Source organism: Agrobacterium radiobacter, from assembly GCF_040801995.1.
GTDB lineage: Bacteria > Pseudomonadota > Alphaproteobacteria > Rhizobiales > Rhizobiaceae > Agrobacterium > Agrobacterium radiobacter.
Window position 1 is genome coordinate 2,202,501 of record NZ_JBEGHX010000001.1, and the last position, 17,852, is coordinate 2,220,352.

At 58.9% G+C, this 17,852-nt stretch carries 16 protein-coding genes; 12 read left to right on the plus strand and 4 right to left on the minus strand.

The features are described from left to right. The first annotated feature begins 100 nt into the window (after nucleotides 1–100). From MRBLRC7O_RS11010 to MRBLRC7O_RS11030, 5 genes are all read left to right on the plus strand, one after another. Nucleotides 101–1,051, plus strand: a complete 951-nt coding sequence (locus tag MRBLRC7O_RS11010; protein WP_003510435.1) for a phosphoribosylaminoimidazolesuccinocarboxamide synthase — start codon at nucleotides 101–103, stop codon at nucleotides 1,049–1,051. Between the two features lie 2 nt (nucleotides 1,052–1,053). Continuing rightward, the gene (locus MRBLRC7O_RS11015; protein ID WP_080866445.1) at nucleotides 1,054–1,713 is read left to right on the plus strand and encodes a TetR/AcrR family transcriptional regulator; all 660 of its coding nucleotides are present in this window, start codon (nucleotides 1,054–1,056) and stop codon (nucleotides 1,711–1,713) included. 199 nt (nucleotides 1,714–1,912) lie between these two features. Further along, nucleotides 1,913–3,115 carry an efflux RND transporter periplasmic adaptor subunit gene (locus tag MRBLRC7O_RS11020; protein WP_003510438.1) on the plus strand — a complete coding sequence of 401 codons (1,203 nt, stop codon included), beginning with the start codon at nucleotides 1,913–1,915 and terminating at the stop codon, nucleotides 3,113–3,115. Nucleotides 3,116–3,169: 54 nt separating this feature from the next. After that, nucleotides 3,170–6,259, plus strand: a complete 3,090-nt coding sequence (locus tag MRBLRC7O_RS11025; RefSeq protein WP_060725454.1) for an efflux RND transporter permease subunit — start codon at nucleotides 3,170–3,172, stop codon at nucleotides 6,257–6,259. Between the two features lie 149 nt (nucleotides 6,260–6,408). Then, nucleotides 6,409–7,851, plus strand: a complete 1,443-nt coding sequence (locus tag MRBLRC7O_RS11030; protein WP_003510442.1) for an efflux transporter outer membrane subunit — start codon at nucleotides 6,409–6,411, stop codon at nucleotides 7,849–7,851. Nucleotides 7,852–7,966: 115 nt separating this feature from the next. On the opposite strand, the gene efp is transcribed toward MRBLRC7O_RS11030, so the two are convergent. Then, the gene (gene efp / locus MRBLRC7O_RS11035; protein ID WP_003504809.1) at nucleotides 7,967–8,536 is read right to left on the minus strand and encodes an elongation factor P; all 570 of its coding nucleotides are present in this window, start codon (nucleotides 8,534–8,536) and stop codon (nucleotides 7,967–7,969) included. 251 nt (nucleotides 8,537–8,787) lie between these two features. On the opposite strand from efp, the gene epmA reads away from it, so the two are divergent. The 3 genes from epmA to MRBLRC7O_RS11050 all read left to right on the plus strand — a co-directional run bounded on the left by epmA (nucleotide 8,788) and on the right by MRBLRC7O_RS11050 (nucleotide 11,483). Next, nucleotides 8,788–9,852 (plus strand): EF-P lysine aminoacylase EpmA, encoded by a 1,065-nt coding sequence (gene epmA, locus MRBLRC7O_RS11040; RefSeq protein WP_080866446.1) that lies wholly within the window; start codon nucleotides 8,788–8,790, stop codon nucleotides 9,850–9,852. Beyond that, complete coding sequence (locus tag MRBLRC7O_RS11045; protein WP_080866447.1) at nucleotides 9,849–10,913, plus strand: lysine-2,3-aminomutase-like protein; 1,065 nt, start codon at nucleotides 9,849–9,851, stop codon at nucleotides 10,911–10,913. The genes epmA and MRBLRC7O_RS11045 overlap by 4 nt, the downstream gene beginning before the upstream one ends. Nucleotides 10,914–11,291: 378 nt before the next feature. Then, nucleotides 11,292–11,483, plus strand: a complete 192-nt coding sequence (locus tag MRBLRC7O_RS11050; RefSeq protein WP_003492264.1) for a hypothetical protein — start codon at nucleotides 11,292–11,294, stop codon at nucleotides 11,481–11,483. Between the two features lie 378 nt (nucleotides 11,484–11,861). On the opposite strand, the gene MRBLRC7O_RS11055 is transcribed toward MRBLRC7O_RS11050, so the two are convergent. Together MRBLRC7O_RS11055 and MRBLRC7O_RS11060 are read right to left on the minus strand one after the other, a co-directional pair. Further along, complete coding sequence (locus tag MRBLRC7O_RS11055; protein ID WP_003504815.1) at nucleotides 11,862–12,098, minus strand: Lrp/AsnC ligand binding domain-containing protein; 237 nt, start codon at nucleotides 12,096–12,098, stop codon at nucleotides 11,862–11,864. A 103-nt stretch (nucleotides 12,099–12,201) separates the two neighbouring features. Continuing rightward, complete coding sequence (locus MRBLRC7O_RS11060; protein ID WP_080866448.1) at nucleotides 12,202–13,128, minus strand: LysR family transcriptional regulator; 927 nt, start codon at nucleotides 13,126–13,128, stop codon at nucleotides 12,202–12,204. 130 nt (nucleotides 13,129–13,258) lie between these two features. Between MRBLRC7O_RS11060 and MRBLRC7O_RS11065 the strand changes: the two genes are divergently transcribed. The 4 genes from MRBLRC7O_RS11065 (at nucleotide 13,259) to modC (ending at nucleotide 17,485) form a co-directional block, all read left to right on the plus strand. Further along, the gene (locus tag MRBLRC7O_RS11065) at nucleotides 13,259–14,542 is read left to right on the plus strand and encodes an NAD(P)/FAD-dependent oxidoreductase (protein ID WP_080866449.1); all 1,284 of its coding nucleotides are present in this window, start codon (nucleotides 13,259–13,261) and stop codon (nucleotides 14,540–14,542) included. Nucleotides 14,543–14,859: 317 nt separating this feature from the next. After that, on the plus strand, nucleotides 14,860–15,651 hold the full coding sequence (modA, locus tag MRBLRC7O_RS11070) for a molybdate ABC transporter substrate-binding protein (protein ID WP_003504820.1): 792 nt from the start codon (nucleotides 14,860–14,862) through the stop codon (nucleotides 15,649–15,651). Nucleotides 15,652–15,704: 53 nt separating this feature from the next. After that, a complete protein-coding gene (gene modB, locus MRBLRC7O_RS11075; protein WP_020813444.1) occupies nucleotides 15,705–16,412 on the plus strand; it encodes a molybdate ABC transporter permease subunit in 708 nt (235 codons plus the stop codon). Beyond that, on the plus strand, nucleotides 16,409–17,485 hold the full coding sequence (modC, locus tag MRBLRC7O_RS11080) for a molybdenum ABC transporter ATP-binding protein (RefSeq protein ID WP_080866450.1): 1,077 nt from the start codon (nucleotides 16,409–16,411) through the stop codon (nucleotides 17,483–17,485). Before modB ends, modC begins: the two co-directional genes overlap by 4 nt. On the opposite strand, the gene MRBLRC7O_RS11085 is transcribed toward modC, so the two are convergent. Next, nucleotides 17,454–17,849, minus strand: a complete 396-nt coding sequence (locus MRBLRC7O_RS11085; RefSeq protein ID WP_003504826.1) for a winged helix-turn-helix domain-containing protein — start codon at nucleotides 17,847–17,849, stop codon at nucleotides 17,454–17,456. The genes modC and MRBLRC7O_RS11085 overlap by 32 nt on opposite strands. Nucleotides 17,850–17,852 lie beyond the last annotated feature (3 nt).

The window sequence follows — 17,852 nt, forward strand, 5'->3', positions numbered from 1 at the left end:
ACTGGCCCTGTTCCAGGAAACATGCAATAGGAACGGACGAGAGTTTCAGAAGACTTGGGGCGTCTCACGTCCCCTTATAAAGCGAAGAATTGGAGAGCCCGTGCGCATTCTCGATGAAGCCGTCATTCCCGAGCTGCCGAATTACTACCGTGGCAAGGTGCGGGAAAACTACGATCTGCCGGACGGCAACCGTATCATCATATCCACCGACCGCCTCAGCGCCTTCGACCGTATTCTCACCTGCATACCTTATAAGGGACAGGTCCTGACCCAGACGGCCCGCTACTGGTTCGAAAAGACAAAGGACATCTGCCCCAATCATGTGGTCAGCTATCCTGACCCAAATGTCGTCATCGGCAAAAGACTTGAGATATTGCCGGTCGAGGTGGTGGTTCGCGGTTATCTGGCCGGCACGACAGGCACGTCGATCCTGACCCTTTATAAGAAGGGCGAGCGGCAGATGTACGGCATGAGCCTTCCTGACGGGATGCAGGACAACCAGATTCTGCCCGAACCGGTGATCACGCCCACAAGCAAGGCCTTCGATGGCGGCCACGACGAGCCGCTGACACCGACCGAGATTGTGGAGAAGAAACTCCTGACACAGGAGCAATGGAACACGCTTTCCCGTTACGCGCTGGCACTGTTCAAGCGCGGGCAGGAAATTGCCGCAAAGCAGGGCCTCATTCTCGTCGACACGAAATATGAATTCGGAACGGATGAAAACGGCACCATCATCCTGGCCGACGAGATCCACACACCTGATAGCAGCCGCTACTGGATGGCTGGCAGCTATGAGGAAAGCTTTCGCAACGGCACCCGGCCGGCGAGCTTCGACAAGGATTTCGTGAGAGCCTGGGTTGCCGAACGCTGCGACCCTTATAAGGATGACGTTCCCGAAATTCCGCAGGATCTCGTCTTGCAGACCTCGAAGGTCTATATTGATGCTTACGAACGCATCACCGGACAGAGCTTTGTTCCCGACGATAGCGGCGAGACGCCGCTTGCAAGAGTACGCCGGAATCTGGAGCCGTTCTTCCCCGGAGTCTGACCGTGAGCAAAATGATCGAACAGGCGAGAAAGGGCGACAGGAAGAGTGACCGTCCTGTCAAGCGCCGGCCTCGCCGTTCCGCCGAGGAAACCCGGCGGGACATTCTCGCCAAAGCGGAAGAGCTTTTCCGGGAGCGTGGTTTCAATGCGGTGGCGATTGCCGATATCGCCTCAGCGCTTGGCATGTCTCCCGCCAATGTCTTCAAGAATTTCAGCTCGAAGAACGCGCTCGTCGACGCCCTTGGCTTCGAACAGATCGGCGCTTTCGAACGGCAGATCTGTCCACTCGACAAAAGCCATGCACCGCTTTCCAGATTGCGCCATCTAGCGCGCAACCTGATGGAGCAGCACCACCAGGATCTCAATAAGAATCCCTACGTCTTCGAAATGATCCTGATGACCGCCAAGCAGGACATGAAGTGCGGAGACTATTATAAATCCGTCATCGTTAAATTGCTGGCCGAAATCATTCAGGACGGCGTCGAGGCCGGAATCTACACCGCCACCGATATCCCTCCTCTGGCGGAGACCGTGCTCCACGCGCTGACCAGCGTCATCCACCCCGTCCTCATTGCGCGGGAAGATATCGGCAATTTGGCAACACGTTGCGATCAACTCGTCGATTTAATTGACGCGGGATTGCGCAATCCGCTTGCTAAGTGACGATTCCCAATTTACGTCACCTTCTCGCAATTGCTTGCGAAGCGCAAAAGCCTGCGCTTCTATGCGCATGGCGGTCCGGACAAAATGAGCGAATCGGGTCCCTTCCAAGGCCTTCGCCTGTCGTGTCTGTTTCCGGACGCGCATCCGCCGAGCGACATTGCGCTTATAGTTAAATGCGAGCGATACGCAGGGAAGAACAATGAGCCGACGTATTTTACCCCTATTTGCTTCTCTGTGTGTAACCGCGCTTCTGGCGGGCTGCAGCGATGGCGGCGAGAGCAGCCAGACCGCCGGCCAGACTGCAGAGCGTCCGCCGTCTCCGGTCAGCGTCATCCTGATGAAGACCAGCGAATATCCCCTGACCACCGTTCTGCCCGGCCGCGCCAGCGCGTTCCAGACAGCCGAAATCCGGCCGCGCGTCACCGGCATCATCCGCGAAATTCCTTTCAAGGAAGGCAGCGAGGTCAAGCAGGGCGACGTTCTCTACCAGATCGAGGACAATACCTATCTGGCGGAAGTGGCGCAGGCCAAGGCTAACGTGGCGAAAGCGGAAGCAAGCATTCCGAGCGCCCAGGCGAACCTTGCCCGTTACGAACGCCTGGTCAACAGCGGTGCGACGCAGATCGAATATGAAAATGCCAAGGTGACGCTGCTGCAGGCGCAAGCCGACGTGGCACAGACCAAGGCAGCGCTGGAAACAGCCGAGATCAATCTCGATCTCACCAAGGTCCGCGCCCCCTTCGATGGCATTACCAGCGCGACCGCCTTCAGCATCGGCAACGTGGTGACGGCGAACCAGACGACGGCGTTGACAACGCTGCGCCGCATCGATCCGATCTATATCGACCTGATGGAATCCAGCATCAATCTCCTGCGTCTGAAAAAGGCGATCTCATCGGGTCAGCTTGGCGGCGACACGAAGGAGACCGGCATTCACCTGACGCTGGAAGACGGCACCGAATACAAGCATGACGGCAAGATTGATATGTCGGACATGGCGGTGAGCGAAACGACGGGTACCTTCTCCATCCGCGCCCTCTTCGACAACCCTGACGATCTTCTGCTTCCCGGCACCTATGTTCGCGCCACGCTGACGATCGGCAAGGAAAAAGGCTTCCGCATTCCGCAGCGCGCAGCGAGCCGGAACGCCAATGGCGAACTGACCGCAAAATTCGTGACCGCGGAAAACAAGGTGGAAACCCGCACCTTCCCGTCCAGCCAGCAGTCGGGCAACGCCTGGCTGGTGACGGAAAATGTCAAGGATGGCGACAAGCTCATCGTCGACGGCTTCCAGTGGATTGCCGACGGTGCAACGGTTGCGCCAGTTGAAGTGACCATTGACGATCGCGGTATCGTCGTTCTGCCGCAGCAAGCTCCGCCTGCCGCCGCCCCCTCGAAATAAGCATGAGCACGAAACCCCTTGGTCGAAGCTCGTAAAAGGTAAGGCAGGACTGCCATGGCCCATTTCTTCATCAGGCGCCCCGTGTTTGCATGGGTTATCGCCATCGTCATCATGCTGGGCGGCGCCCTTGCGATCTGGACGCTTTCCATTTCGCAATATCCCGATATTGCGCCGACAACGGTGCGTGTCAGTGCGACCTATAACGGCGCCAGCGCCGAAACCGTCGAGAAATCGGTGACGACCATCATCGAGGACGGCATGACCGGCCTCGACGACCTCACCTATATGACCTCGTCGTCCTCGACCGGCAGCGCCGAAGTGACGCTGACCTTCGGCAACAGCATCCTGCCAGACATTGCGCAGGTTCAGGTGCAGAACAAGCTGCAGCTTGTCCAGTCGCAATTGCCCGATACCGTGCAGCAGCGGGGTATCCAGGTCAGCCGCTCGACATCGAGTATCCTGATGGTTGGCGCGCTGATCTCGACCGACGGCAAGCGCAATTCGGCCGATCTCGGCGACGTATTCTCCTCGCGTGTCGAAGACCAGATCAAGCGCCTCGAAGGCGTGGGCAGCATCAACGTGTTCGGCTCCGAATATGCGATGCGTATCTGGCTGGATCCGTTCAAGCTCAACAAATACCAGCTGACCACCGCCGACGTCACCAGCGCCATCGAAAGCCAGAATACCCAGGTTTCGGTCGGCTCGCTCGGCGCCGTGCCCGCGGTCAAGGGCCAGCAGCTCAATGTGACGGTGACGGCGCAGAGCCAGCTCACCACGGTTGCCGATTTCGAATCGGTCATCCTGAAAGTCGAAAAGGATGGCGCGACGGTTCGCCTCAGCGACGTGGCGCGCATCGAAATCGGCCAGGAAACCTATGGCGGCGATTCCCGATCCAACGGCCGTCCGTCCGCCGGTTTCGCAGTCAACCTTGCCACGGGTGCAAACGCGCTCGACACGGCGGCACGTGTGAAAGCGGCTCTGACAAATGTCGAGGGTTCGCTGCCCGAGGGCGTTTCGATTGAATACCCCTATGACACGACGCCGTTTGTGAAGCTGTCGATCGAGAAAGTGGTGCATACGCTGATCGAGGCGATCATCCTCGTCTTCGTCGTGCTTCTGGTGTTCCTGCAGAATCTGAGAGCCACCTTCATTCCGATGATCGCCGTTCCGGTCGTGCTTCTCGGCACCTTCGGCGTTCTCGCGCTCACCGGGTATTCCATCAATACGCTCACCATGTTCGCCATGGTTCTGGCGATCGGCCTTCTCGTCGATGACGCTATCGTCGTTGTCGAAAACGTCGAGCGCATCATGTCGGAAGAGGGCCTTTCGCCGGTCGAGGCGACCGAAAAGTCGATGGGCGAGATCACCGGTGCGATCATCGGCATCGCGCTCGTGCTCACAGCCGTGTTCATTCCGATGGCCTTCTTCGGCGGATCGACGGGCATCATCTACCGCCAGTTCTCGATCACCATCGTTTCGGCCATGCTGCTTTCGGCCGTTGTCGCCATCGTGCTGACGCCGGCGCTTTGCGCCACCATGCTGAAGCCGATCGATCATCACAAGAAGCAGCGCGGACCTGGCGCGTGGTTCAACCGCGGCTTCGGCAAGACGACGGATGGCTACGTGTCCTCCATCGGTTATCTGCTGAAACGGCCCCTGCGCGTGATGATCATCTTCGCGATCGTGATCGGCGGCTGCGCCTGGTTCTTTTCAAAGCTGCCAAGCTCGTTCCTGCCGCAGGAAGACCAGGGCGTGCTGCTGACGATCATCCAGACGCCAACCGGGTCGAATATCGAGCGAACCAACGAGGTGGTGAAGCAGGTCGAAAACTACTTCCGCGAAAAAGAAGCCAACAATGTCGAATCTGTTTTCGGCGTGCTCGGCTTCAGTTTCAGCGGTTCGGGCCAGAACAACGCTATCGTCTTCACCAGGCTCAAGGATTTCGCCGAAAGAACCGCGCCCGATCAGCATGCCGGCGCCATCGTGCAGCGTGCGATGGGCACCTTCTTCGGCTTCCGCGATGCTCAGGTGTTCCCGCTTCTGCCGCCGGCCATTCAGGGCATGGGCACATCGAGCGGTTTCTCGATGTATCTCGTGGATAGCGGCCGCAACGGCACCGAGGCATTGACCGCCACGTCCAAGGAGCTGATCGCGCTCGCGACCAGCAATCCGAAGATCAGCTCGCTTCGAAGCGACAGCCAGGACAATGAAACGCAGATGAAGATCGTTCTCGATCAGGAAAAGATGGGAGCCATGGGGGTCGATCTCTCCTCCGTGAACCTCATGCTGTCGACGATCTTTGCCGGCCGGGATGTCAATGACTTCACTCTGAACGGCGAACTGAAGCCTGTTTATGTCCAGGGTGACGCGCCCTACCGCATGCAGCCGGACGACCTGAAGTTCTGGTATGCCCGCAATACCAGCGGCGAGATGGTGCCTTTCTCTTCCTTCAGCGAAGTGAAATGGATCAATGCACCGCCGTCTCTCGCCCGCTTTAACGGCACAGGCGCGATCTCGCTGGAAGGCACCGCCGGCGCAGGCGTTGCATCCGGTGATGCGATGGACGAGATGGAACGCCTGACGGCAAGCATGCCGGGCGGTTACACGGTGGCATGGCAGGGCATCTCCTATCAGGAACGCCTTTCCGGTTCACAGGCGCCCATGCTGTACGCGCTGTCGGTTCTCATCGTGTTCCTTTGCCTTGCCGCCCTCTATGAAAGCTGGTCGATCCCGTTCTCGGTCATCCTGGCCGTTCCGGTGGGCGTCCTTGGCGCCTTGACCGCGGCCCATTTCTTCGGCCAGACGAACGACGTCTACTTCAAGGTGGGCCTGCTGACGACCATCGGCCTCGCCGCGAAAAACGCGATCCTGATCGTCGAATTCGCCAAGGAGAGGCAGGAGCACGGGTTAAGTCTGGTGGAAGCGGCACTGGAGGCAGCGAAGCTGCGCCTGCGTCCGATCATCATGACATCGCTCGCCTTCATCCTGGGTGTCGTGCCTCTTGCGATCGCAACCGGAGCGGGTTCCGCCGCGCAAAATGCAATCGGTATCGGGGTGCTGGGTGGTATGCTTTCTGCAACACTCCTCGGAATTTTCTTCGTTCCGTCCTTTTTCGTCATCATTCGTCGCCTTTCAAGGCGTTAACAAAACAAAAATGGGCTGTGCCAACCGTTAATACGCTGCTAGAAATGTTGCCGATTTGGCAAATGCACGTTTCTACGGCATATCGATCGCGCAGCCCATTTGTCAGCAAGCCGCGCTCGGTAAGCCAACCAGAGAATTGGGAAAATTACATGCTGTCTATTCGCGCTACCCTTCCCCTGACAATGCTGCTGCTCTCGGGCTGTGTTGTTGGACCCGACCACAAGACGCCGGAAATCCAATTGCCGGGAAAGTTTGCGGAAGCCGGAAAAACCAGTAATGGCGACATCAGCAGCGTTGCATGGTGGACGGCCTTTAACGACAACCGCCTGAACGGTTACGTCTCCACCGGCCTCGCGCAGAACCTCACCGTGATGCAGGCGATCGAACGCATCAATCAGGCGCAGGCCCAGGTGATCGTTGACGGCGCTGGCGGCCTGCCGAGCCTGACAGGCAGCGGTAGCCACACGACCAGCCAGACCAAGGGCAGCTACCGTGACGTTCCCGTCACCAACGTATCCAGCGGCAGCCTCAGCGTTTCGTGGTTCCTCGACCTCTTCGGTCGCTACCGCCGGGCGACGGAAAGCGCGGATGCATCGCTCGATGCCGCTTACTCCACCGTCGACGTGCAGCGCCTGACGCTGATTTCGTCCGTCGCCGCCGCCTATATCGACGTGCGCTATTATCAGGAGCGCCTGGCGATTGCCCGCCAGAACCTGGGTTCACGCCGCGAAACGCTCGATCTGACCAAGCTGCAGCTCGAAGCGGGTGCGGCCTCGCGTCTCGATGTCGTCCAGTCCGAAGGTCTGGTCAATTCCACGCTGTCGCAGATACCCGGCCTCGAAACCAGCTTCCGCAAGGCAGCGCACCGCATCGCGACCCTGCTTGGCATGCCGGCCTCGTCGCTCATCGCCGAGCTGCAGAAGGGCGCACGCCAGCCTGTTGCGCGCGCAGTTCCCCGCACCGGTATCCCGGCCGACCTGATCCGCAACCGTCCGGACATCCGCGTCGCTGAACGCAATCTCGCCGCTGCGGTCGCCACGATCGGTGTAACCGAGGCGCAGCTTTATCCAAGCATCGAGCTTGGTGGAGCGATCACGCCGAGCTACAATTTCCTGAGTGGCGGCGGCAGGGGAACTGCCAATAGCTGGTCCTTCGGTCCGAGCCTCACGCTCCCGATCCTCGATGGCGGCAGACTCCGCGCCAATGTCGACATCGCCAACTCACAGGCACGAGAACAATATCTCGTCTGGAAGGCGACCGTTCTCAATGCGGTGGAAGAAGTCGAAAACGCCCTGGCCGCCATCAATCGCGACCAGCGTACCGTTGACGCGCTGAGAAAGACCGTTGCCTCCTACCAGGAAGCGCTGCAGCTCTCCACCGCCAGCTATCGTGATGGCGCCTCGTCTCTGCTCGATGTTCTGGATGCCCAGCGCTCGGTATCGGATGCGCAGGCAAACCTTGCCACGGCGATCCAGACGACCGCGCAGGATTATGTCTCGCTCAACGTGGCTCTCGGTGGCGGTTATGCCGTTGGCCAGCCTGCCCCGAAGAAGTCCGCCGGCCCGACCGTGGCCGCCGCGAAGGGCATGTAGGCAAGGCCCAAAAAAGCAAACAAAAAGCCCGCATCTTTCGATGCGGGCTTTTTGTTATTCAAGGCACAAAAAAAGCACCGGTTACCCGGTGCTTTTTTTCAGCCCGTCTCCAGGCTCAGTTCTTGGCGCGCTCGACGTAGGAATTGTCTTCCGTCGCGATGACCACGCGAATGCCGGCATCGATATGCGGCGGCACCATGGTGCGGATGCCATTGGAAAGGATTGCCGGCTTGTAGGAGGAAGAAGCCGTCTGGCCCTTCACGACCGGTTCGGTCTCCGTGATCTCAAGCGTGACGTGACGCGGCAGTTCAACGGCCAGCGGATTGCCTTCATGAATAGAAAGAATGCAGGTCATGCCTTCCTGCAGATAGGCCTTCTGATCACCCATCGTCTCGGCATCGACCACGACCTGGTCGTAGTTCTCAGGGTTCATGAAGTGGAAGCCTTCGCCATCTTCATAAAGGAACTGGAAGTTCAGGTCTTCAACGAAAGCGCGCTCGACCTGCTCGGTGGTGCGCCAGCGCTCGGAGACCTTCACGCCGTCAACGATGCGGCGCATGTCCACCTGCGTGACCGGCGTGCCCTTGCCGGGGTGAAAGTTCTGCGCGGTAAGAACGACGTAAAGCTTGCCGTCCACGTCGAGAACATTGCCCTTGCGGACGGATGAGGCGATAACCTTGACCATATGACTTCCTTGTAACTCGATGAAATGCGTCGTAAAGGACTGCGCGGCAGCACCGGCCCCGGCAGACGTTTTGTCTTTTTTCTGGGGCGCAACTACCTTAAATCCGCACGAATTGCCAGCCTTCTACAGCAATTCCCGGAAGAGTGCCTAGCGGTTTTCCGCCCGGAATTGCTTTAAATGACGCGATCAGGCGTTTTGCGGACCATTTCTCCGCAATTGAGCGCCGCAGAGAAGACGGAAAAGAACTGAGAATGCGTGCAAGCAACGAGACAATGTCGCCATGGTGGACGCCTGACGTCCACGCGGACCGCCGCGCGTTTCTCATCGGGCGCAATGCGATCCAGTCGGCTTTTCGCGGCTATTTCGCCAGCGCCGATTTTCTTGAGGTCGATACCGCGACATTGCAGATCTCCCCCGGCAATGAGGCGCATCTGCATGCTTTCGCCACGCAAGGCCTGACGCCGGCCGGCGACGCCGCGCCGCTTTATCTGCACACCTCGCCGGAATTTGCCTGCAAGAAGCTGCTCGCCGCCGGTGAAAAACGCATCACCTGTTTTGCGCATGTTTACAGAAACCGGGAGAGAGGCCCCCTGCACCACCCGGAATTCACCATGCTGGAATGGTACCGGGTCGGCGAAACCTATGAGAGCCTGATGAAGGACAGCGCCAATCTTCTGGCGCTGGCAGCCGAAACCGCAAAGACGAAGAATTTCACCTATCGCGGCCGCAGCGTCGATCCATTCCTGGAGCCGGAACGAGTGAGCGTCGCCGAAGCCTTCGAGCGATATGCTAATGTCGACCTCTTGGCCACTATCAGCCGAAACGGCGAAACCGACAGCCGCCATCTTGCCGCGAGCCTCACCAATGCCGGCATTCGCGTGGCCGCTGACGATAGCTGGGCGGATATGTTCAGCCGCGTCATCGTGGAGCGGGTGGAACCGGAGCTGGGTTTCGGCAGGGCAACCATTCTCGACGAATATCCCACCTGCGAAGCGGCGCTTGCCCGCAAGTCCCCCGGGGATGCCCGGGTTGCGGAGCGTTTCGAGCTTTATGCCTGCGGTGTTGAACTCGCCAATGCCTTCGGCGAATTGACCGACGCGGCCGAGCAGAGACGGCGTTTCGAAATGGAAATGGCCGAGAAGCAGCGCATTTACGGCGAAACCTATCCGCTGGACGAGGATTTTCTGGCCGCGCTGGCAATCATGCCGCCGGCAAGCGGCATAGCACTCGGTTTCGACCGGCTGGTGATGCTGGCAACCGGCGCACCGCGTATCGATCTCGTCATGTGGGCTCCAGTCGCGGAATATGGACGATGACAGGGCTCGAGACCATCAAGACACCCGAAGCGCTTCTCGAAGCGGGGCTGATTGAAGCCGAAGCGCTGGAGAACCTGCGCGCGGTGACGCAGCGTTACGCGCTCGCCATCACGCCGTCGATTGCCGGGCTGATCGACAGCCGCGACCCGCAGGATCCCATTGCCCGGCAATTCGTGCCGGATGCCGCCGAACTCGTTCACCTTCCCGAAGAACGGGACGACCCGATTGGCGACGACGCGCACAGCCCCGTCCACGGCATCGTTCACCGTTATCCCGACCGGGTTCTTTTAAAGGCAGTACATGTCTGCCCCGTCTATTGCCGCTTCTGTTTCCGCCGGGAAATGGTCGGACCGCAGGGCAATGGCATGATGAGCCCGGCGGAACTTGACGCCGCATTCGACTATATAAAAGCGAACCCCGCCATCTGGGAGGTCATCCTGACCGGTGGCGATCCGCTGGTGCTTTCCCCGCGGCGCCTGTCTGACCTGATGACGCGCCTGAAAGACATACCGCATGTGAAGATCGTCCGGTTCCATACCCGCGTGCCGGTGGTCGATCCCGACCGTATCGACGCATCATTGATCGATGCGCTGAAGGCCAGCGGCAAAACCACCTATGTGGCCCTGCACGCCAATCATTCCCGAGAACTCAGCGAAGCCGCAAGGCACGCTTCGGCACGCCTGATTGATGCCGGCATCGCCATGGTCAGCCAGACCGTGCTTTTGAAAGGCATCAATGACGACCCGGCAGTTCTTGCCGAGTTGATGCGCGCCTTTGTCGAGACCCGTATCAAGCCCTATTACCTGCATCATCCCGATCTTGCGCCCGGCACCAGCCATTTCCGGCTAACGATCGAAGAGGGCCAGCGAATCGTTTCGGCGTTACGCGGAAATGTCTCCGGTCTTTGCCAGCCGACCTATGTTCTCGACATTCCCGGCGGTCACGGCAAGGCTGCTATCGGCCGAAATGCGGCCGAAAAGACCCGCGATGGCTGTTATTCCGTTTCCGATTTCAACGGAAACGATCATATTTACCCACCGCCAGCCACCGGCGACGATTAAAAAATACATAAAAAGCCTGCTACACCGGGCTTTTCGCGGCGGCCTCGGACGAAAACAAAAATTTCACATTTCCGCCCCTCTCCTGTCATCATAAAGAAAAATATTCTACCTATAACAATCAGCATTGATTTTAGTGCTGGTCTGGATTATCAGTGTGGAACTGGAGAACGAGTCTCCTGATTCCGGACCAACACCAATACAGGGAGTGTGTCATGTCAAAACATATCAGCATCAACGCAATCCTTGGTCTTGAGTCCTGGAATGCTGGATTTAAATCCACGTGTTCCCGCTGCTGTCGAATGTGACCTGACGGTCTCAATTTCCTGAAAATCAGTTCGACAACATGCTGTGTTAATTAGCCACAGCGGGAGTATATCTATGCAGAAGCAAGTTATTGAATTCGCTGGCGAACCCGTCGGCATCGTCATCCCGGATAACGACCGGTTGAAGTTCATCGCGGTGAAGTTCCACGTTCACGACCTGGACGAACAGAAGTTCGACAGCGCCGACGACGTGCGGATTGCGATCCGCGATCTCGTGCGCAACCGGAATCTGGCCGCGGTCGCCTGATGCGGGAAAACTTTCGCCCGCTCACACAACCGTCAAAACCAGAGCGCGCCAAATATCGGACCCTCAAAACGCGGGCCGATGGCGCGCTTTTCCTTTGCCTGACAGCTCGCCAGCCTGCAGTCGCGCTGGCCATGCATTGCGCATCAGAGCGCTCTGCGCGGAACTGAAGTCCAAAAATCCGGATTCGAACGGAATGCCGGACGCCAGGCGCAATACCTCTTAAAGCCGCACCTCAATTCATCCCTGTACGCATCACAAGAACCTAGCCGGCCGCAAGTCTTTGGACCGAAAAGGCTCTTCCTGCCATGCGCGCGCACCTCCACCCTATTACGGGCAGCAGGCGTTTGAGGCCGGATGGACGGCAATCTTCAAAAGTCTTCAGAATGCGGTAAAAGTCAGCGTCGTCAGCGAGCGCACGATTCCTGGAATATTGACAATGTTCTGGTTGATGAACTTGCCGATATCTTCTTCCTGCGGCAGGTAGACTTTCAGCAGCAGATCATATTCACCGCTGGTGGAATAAAGCTCGGAAACCAGTTCCGTTTTATAGATGGCATCGGCGACATCATAGGTCTTGCCGGGCTCACATTGAAGCTGAACAAAAATGGGCTTCACGGACATCTCCCGTATTTGAACTTTCGGTGCATGGCTGCTCGTGCCACGCGTCATGGCGCACTATTGGCTGAGCTGCGTCCGTCTTGCAAGACCGGTCACCGGATTACGCCGAAAACTCGCCCGTTCTGCCGTTCGTCCCAATTGCGGCCTCGGAAACGATCCACCGCCGAAAACTCTCGAGCGGTGCATAACCGGCGCGATCCGGCATGCAGGCGAGATAATAGGCTTCCTCGCTCTCCACTTCGCCCGCGACAGCCGCGACCAGGCGACCGCTTCGCAGCTCCTCCTCGATCATGAAAGAAGGAATGAGCGACGCCCCGACGCCGGCGCTCGCCGCCTCGGCAATCGTCGTGAACTGATCAAAAAGCATGCCATGCACATTGTCGAAACGAACCTCGTGGCCGCGAAACCATTGTTCCCAGGCATCCGGCCGGGTCGTCATGTGCAGCAACGGCACCTGCAGCAGATCATCAGGCCTTGAAAGTCCGTGTCGCTCCTTGAAGGCCGGGCTGCATACCGGAATGACCTTTTCATGCATCAGGAAAACCAGCTCGGTTCCCGGCCAATGCGGCAATCCGAAATGGATGGCCGCATCAACAGTGTCAGTACGGAAATCGAACAGCGATGATCGCGTCAGAAGATTGACCGAAACGCCCGGGTGTCTGGCAATGAAATCGGGAAGACGAGGCACCAGCCAGCGCGTGCCGAAGCTCGGCAGAATCCCGAGATTGAGCGTGCCGCCATCGGGATTGGCGCGCAGGTTGAGCGAGGCCGTCGATATACGCCGCAAGGCCTCGCGGATTTCCCGCGCATAACCCTCTCCAGCCCTTGTCAGCCGTATCGTCTGCCGCTCACGCAGGAATAGCGCCATGCCAAGCTGCTCTTCAAGCGCCAGAATTTGGCGGCTGACCGCACCCTGCGTCAGCCCCAGCTCCCTCGCCGCGGCGGTGACGCTACCCGTGCGCGAAGCGGCTTCGAAAGCCGCCAGCAGCGAGAGCGACGGCAGAAAACGGCGGGGCGGCAGAACCATATTCCCTCACGGAATGAACTCTTGACGATATGTCGATATTCAACAGGCGCGACCGCTTGTAAAGTCTCATAAACAAGGGCTTGTCACTCATACGAAAAACAAATGAACTGGCCCGGAATATGGTGGAACGATGTATAACGACCCCCGCTCGCACGGCCTCTGGGAAAAGACCGCGCCGCAACCGCCCGTAACGCCTGCCCTGCAGGGCGCAGCAGTTGCCGATGTCGTCGTCGTCGGAGGTGGTTTCACTGGACAATCCGCCGCCCTTCATCTTGCCGAATGCGGTGTGGATGTCGTTCTTCTCGAAGCAAGGGAAATCGGCTTCGGCGGCGCCGGCCGCAATGTCGGCCTCATCAATGGCGGCATGTGGGTCATGCCGAAAGAACTGCCCGGCGTGCTGGGTACAACTTACGGCGAACGGCTTCTCGATCTTCTGGGCAATGCGCCCCTCCTCGTTCGCGAGTTGGTGGAGAAACACGCAATTCCCTGCGAAATCGAAAAAAACGGCACGCTCCATTGCGCAGTCGGCGAAAAGGGGCTCGTCGAAATCCGCGAGCGCTGCGAACAATGGGCTGCAAGAGGCGCGCCCGTCCGCATTCTCGATGCCGAGGAGACAGCGAGACGCACCGGCAGCACGACCTATTCCGGTGCGCTTCTGGATACACGCGCCGGCACGATCCAGCCGCTCGCTTATGTTCGAGGCCTTGCCGCCGCCGCCCGGAAAGCGGGTGCACGTCTGCACACCGAAAGCCCCGTGGTAGCGACCGAACGCAGCAATGGAAAATGGGTGGTGAAGACGCCGCAGGGGTCTGTAACCGCCAGCTGGATCGTTGTGGCCACCGAAGCCTACAGCACCGGACCGTGGCAGATCGTTCGCGATGAGCAGATCTACCTGCCCTATTTCAACTTCGCGACCAGACCGCTGGGCGACAACCTGCAAAAAAGCATCCTGCCCGGCCGTGAGGGCTGCTGGGATACGAAGGAAATTCTCTCCTCCTTCCGCATGGACAAAGCGGGCCGGCTGGTCTTCGGCAGCGTCGGCGCCCTGCGCGGCACCGGGACCGCCATTCATCGCGCCTGGGCAAAACGATCGCTGAAGCGGCTTTTCCCGCAGCTCGGCGATACGGAGTTCGAATGTGAATGGTATGGCCAGATCGGCATGACCGACAATGCCGTGCCACGGTTTCATAAATTCGCGGAGAACGTCGTCGGCTTTTCAGGTTATAACGGCCGCGGCATTGCGCCGGGCACGGCCTTCGGCAAGGTGATCGCGCAGCATATTCTCGGTGAGATTGCTGAAGCCGAATTGCCGCTGCCTGTGACGGAGCCGAAAGCGCAGGCTTTCCGGGCGGTGAAGGAAGCCTATTACGAGGCAGGCGCACAGATTGCCCATTTCGCCGGCGAGCGTTTTTGATCGGACTTACAGTGCACGACACAAACGTTCGGGGCCGATGCCTCATTGCGACGTTTGCCGTTTTCGGGTGTGCTCACCGTCCCTCATCCCTGTGCTTGTCACAGGAATACAGCCAACCCAAGTCCTTGGGCGGAAAAGACTCTCACGCTGCACAGACGCACATCTGCTGGATTCCTGTGACAAGCTCATGAATGAGGTAGGGGAAGCCCGCCACGGGCTTTTTCCTACCCCAGCGATATATCCTTGAAAATATAATGATTGCCCTATAGGCCTATCGATATATTCATAGGAATATATAGAACCGGGGGTAACATACCATGAGACTTTTGCGTCGCAGCTTTTTCAAAACCATCGCCGCAGCCACATCCCTCTGGATGGCGGCCTCCTTTGCGGCCGTTCCGGCCCATGCCGCCGAAAAAGTCACGGTGTTTGCCGCCGCGAGCATGAAAAACGCCCTCGACGCCATCAACGCCGAATGGGCGAAGGACAGCGGTAACGAGGTAACCGTTTCTTATGCCGCAAGCTCTGCGCTGGCCAAGCAGATCGAGCAGGGCGCACCGGCGGATATCTTCATTTCCGCCGACCTTGCATGGATGGACTATGTTGCCGACAAGAAGCTGATAAACGCTGACAGCCGCTCCAATCTTCTCGGCAACCGCATCGTTCTCGTCGCTCCCGCAGACAAGGCAAAGTCGGTCGAAATCAAACAGGGCTTCGATCTTGCGGCTCTGGTGGGCGACGGCCGTCTGGCGATGGGCGCGGTTGATTCCGTACCAGCGGGCAAATACGGCAAGGCCGCTCTGGAAAAACTCGGCGTCTGGTCGTCTGTCGAACAAAAGGTCGCCGGCGCGGAAAGCGTGCGTGCCGCGCTGCTGCTCGTCTCGCGCGGCGAAGCCCCCTATGGCATCGTCTACCAGACCGACGCCGCCGCCGATCCCGGCGTGAAGATCGTCGGCACCTTCCCGGAAGACAGCCATCCGCCGATCATCTATCCCGTCGCCGTTCTCGCGGAGGCAAAATCGCCGGCAGCAAAAGCCTATCTGGATTTCCTGAAATCCGAAAAGGCGACGCCTTTCTTCGAAAAGCAAGGCTTTACCGTTTTGAAATAAACTGCCTTTCGGGAGCCCAGCATATTGGCCGCGAGAGATGACGATTGCAGGATATGGCATTGCATTGGTGGACACTCAGCCCTGAAGAATGGACGGCAATCAGGCTCAGCCTGTGGGTGTCCTCCATCGCCATGCTTGCCAGCCTGCCTTTCGGCATTGCGATTGCCGTGGCGCTGGCGCGCGGCCGCTTCTGGGGCAAGTCGCTGCTCAACGGCATCGTCCACCTTCCGCTCATCCTGCCGCCCGTCGTCACCGGCTTTCTGCTGCTCGTCCTGTTCGGTCGCAGGGGGCCAATCGGGCAATTTCTCGATAGCTGGTTCGGCATCGTCTTTTCTTTCCGCTGGACAGGAGCCGCGCTCGCCTGCGCCGTCATGGCCTTTCCCCTGATGGTGCGTTCCATCCGCCTCTCCATCGAAGCGGTGGACCGCAAGCTGGAGGAAGCGGCGGGCACATTGGGGGCAAGCCCGTTCTGGGTGTTCCTCACTGTCACGCTTCCCCTGACATTGCCTGGCATCATCGCCGGCATGATCCTGGCTTTCGCCAAGGCCATGGGCGAATTCGGCGCGACCATCACCTTCGTTTCCAATATTCCCGGTGAAACCCAGACACTCTCCGCCGCCATCTATACCTTCACCCAAGTTCCAGGCGGGGATGCCGGCGCATTGCGGCTGACCATAGTCTCGGTCGTGATTTCCATGCTCGCCTTGCTCGTCTCGGAATTTCTGGCCCGCATCATCGGCAAACGGGTGAGCATGGAATGACGCTTTCGGTCACCACCCGCCATCGCCTCGGCTCCTTCGAACTCGATGCGTCATTCACCTCCGAAGGCGGCGTCACCGCGCTGTTTGGACGCTCCGGTTCCGGCAAGACCTCGATGATCCGCATCATCGCCGGCCTGCTGCGACCGGATGAGGGACAGGTTTTGCTGGACGGCGAAGTGCTGGCCGATAGCGAAAAGCGACTGTTCGTGCCGGCCCATAAACGCCGTTTCGGTTATGTCTTTCAGGAGGCGCAGCTTTTCCCACATCTCAGCGTGGCGCAAAATCTGCACTACGGCAGCTGGTTCACCACAGACAAAACGAAGGCCGCGCAGGAAGACCATATCGTGGAGATGCTCGGCATCGGCCATCTCTTGCAGCGGCGTCCAAACAAACTCTCGGGCGGCGAAAAACAGCGCGTCGCCATCGGCCGCGCCCTGCTTTCTTCCCCCAGGCTGCTGCTGATGGACGAACCGCTCGCCTCGCTGGACGAGCAGCGGAAAGCCGAAATCATTCCTTATCTCGAACGGCTGCGCGACGAGACGAAAATCCCTGTTGTCTATGTCAGCCACTCCATTCAGGAAGTCGCCCGCCTCGCAGACCGCATCGTGGTGATGAAGGATGGCAAGGTGGAAACGCAGGGAAAAGCAGCCGAGGTGCTGGCGAGACCGGATTTCAGCATGCATCTCGAACGGCGTGAGGCAGGCAGCATTCTTTCCGGGCACATTGAAAGCTTTGATGAGCGGCACGGACTTGCCGCCGTGCGGCTAAAGACCATGCTGCTCCATGTGCCGGCAAAAAGGGGAACATCCGACAGCCCGGCACGCGTGCTTATACCGGCGCGCGATGTGATGCTGGCAACCATAAAGCCCGAAGGCTTGAGCGCCCTCAACATTCTCGAGGGCCGTGTTGCGACTGTTTCGGCCAGTGAAGACGGCATGGTCACGGTTCAGGTGGATTGTGGCGGTGACATCATCCAGTCGCGCATCACCGACCTCTCCCGCGAAAGGCTGCAGCTGGAACCCGGAAGACCGGTGCATGCGATCATAAAGTCGGCGGCTCTTGATCCCTATTGAGGGCCGCATCGGGATTGCGGCTGGCCTCCAGCCAGTCGATATCCGCGCGCAAGGCCTCGTTCATCCGCTTTTGCATGCTGCGATAGCGTTCCAGCAATTCGGCGCCGAAAGCGGTCAGCGCCGCACCGCCGCCCTGTTTGCCGCCCCGCTGCGATTCAATAACCGGCTGCCGGAACATATGATTTAGCGCATCCACCAGCAGCCATGCGCGACGATAGGACATGTCCATCGCCCGCCCCGCGGCGGAGATGGAACCCGTTTCGGCAATCAGCTCCATCAATTCGATCTTGCCGTGCCCGAGACGCTCTCCGGGCGGAAAATCGATACGAAGAACAGGTTTCAGTGGAGGGAGAGCCTTAATCATCGT

Excerpts from the sequence above, each read along its gene's own strand:
- efp (WP_003504809.1), bottom strand. The coding sequence starts at position 8,536 with ATGGTCAAGGTTATCGCCTCATCCGTCCGCAAGGGCAATGTTCTCGAC.
- modB (WP_020813444.1), top strand. The coding sequence starts at position 15,705 with ATGGCATTGCATTGGTGGACACTCAGCCCTGAAGAATGGACGGCAATC.
- MRBLRC7O_RS11065 (WP_080866449.1), top strand. The coding sequence starts at position 13,259 with ATGTATAACGACCCCCGCTCGCACGGCCTCTGGGAAAAGACCGCGCCG.
- MRBLRC7O_RS11060 (WP_080866448.1), bottom strand. The coding sequence starts at position 13,128 with ATGGTTCTGCCGCCCCGCCGTTTTCTGCCGTCGCTCTCGCTGCTGGCG.
- epmA (WP_080866446.1), top strand. The coding sequence starts at position 8,788 with ATGCGTGCAAGCAACGAGACAATGTCGCCATGGTGGACGCCTGACGTC.
- MRBLRC7O_RS11025 (WP_060725454.1), top strand. The coding sequence starts at position 3,170 with ATGGCCCATTTCTTCATCAGGCGCCCCGTGTTTGCATGGGTTATCGCC.
- MRBLRC7O_RS11045 (WP_080866447.1), top strand. The coding sequence starts at position 9,849 with ATGACAGGGCTCGAGACCATCAAGACACCCGAAGCGCTTCTCGAAGCG.
- modC (WP_080866450.1), top strand. The coding sequence starts at position 16,409 with ATGACGCTTTCGGTCACCACCCGCCATCGCCTCGGCTCCTTCGAACTC.
- MRBLRC7O_RS11030 (WP_003510442.1), top strand. The coding sequence starts at position 6,409 with ATGCTGTCTATTCGCGCTACCCTTCCCCTGACAATGCTGCTGCTCTCG.
- MRBLRC7O_RS11050 (WP_003492264.1), top strand. The coding sequence starts at position 11,292 with ATGCAGAAGCAAGTTATTGAATTCGCTGGCGAACCCGTCGGCATCGTC.
- modA (WP_003504820.1), top strand. The coding sequence starts at position 14,860 with ATGAGACTTTTGCGTCGCAGCTTTTTCAAAACCATCGCCGCAGCCACA.
- MRBLRC7O_RS11020 (WP_003510438.1), top strand. The coding sequence starts at position 1,913 with ATGAGCCGACGTATTTTACCCCTATTTGCTTCTCTGTGTGTAACCGCG.
- MRBLRC7O_RS11085 (WP_003504826.1), bottom strand. The coding sequence starts at position 17,849 with ATGATTAAGGCTCTCCCTCCACTGAAACCTGTTCTTCGTATCGATTTT.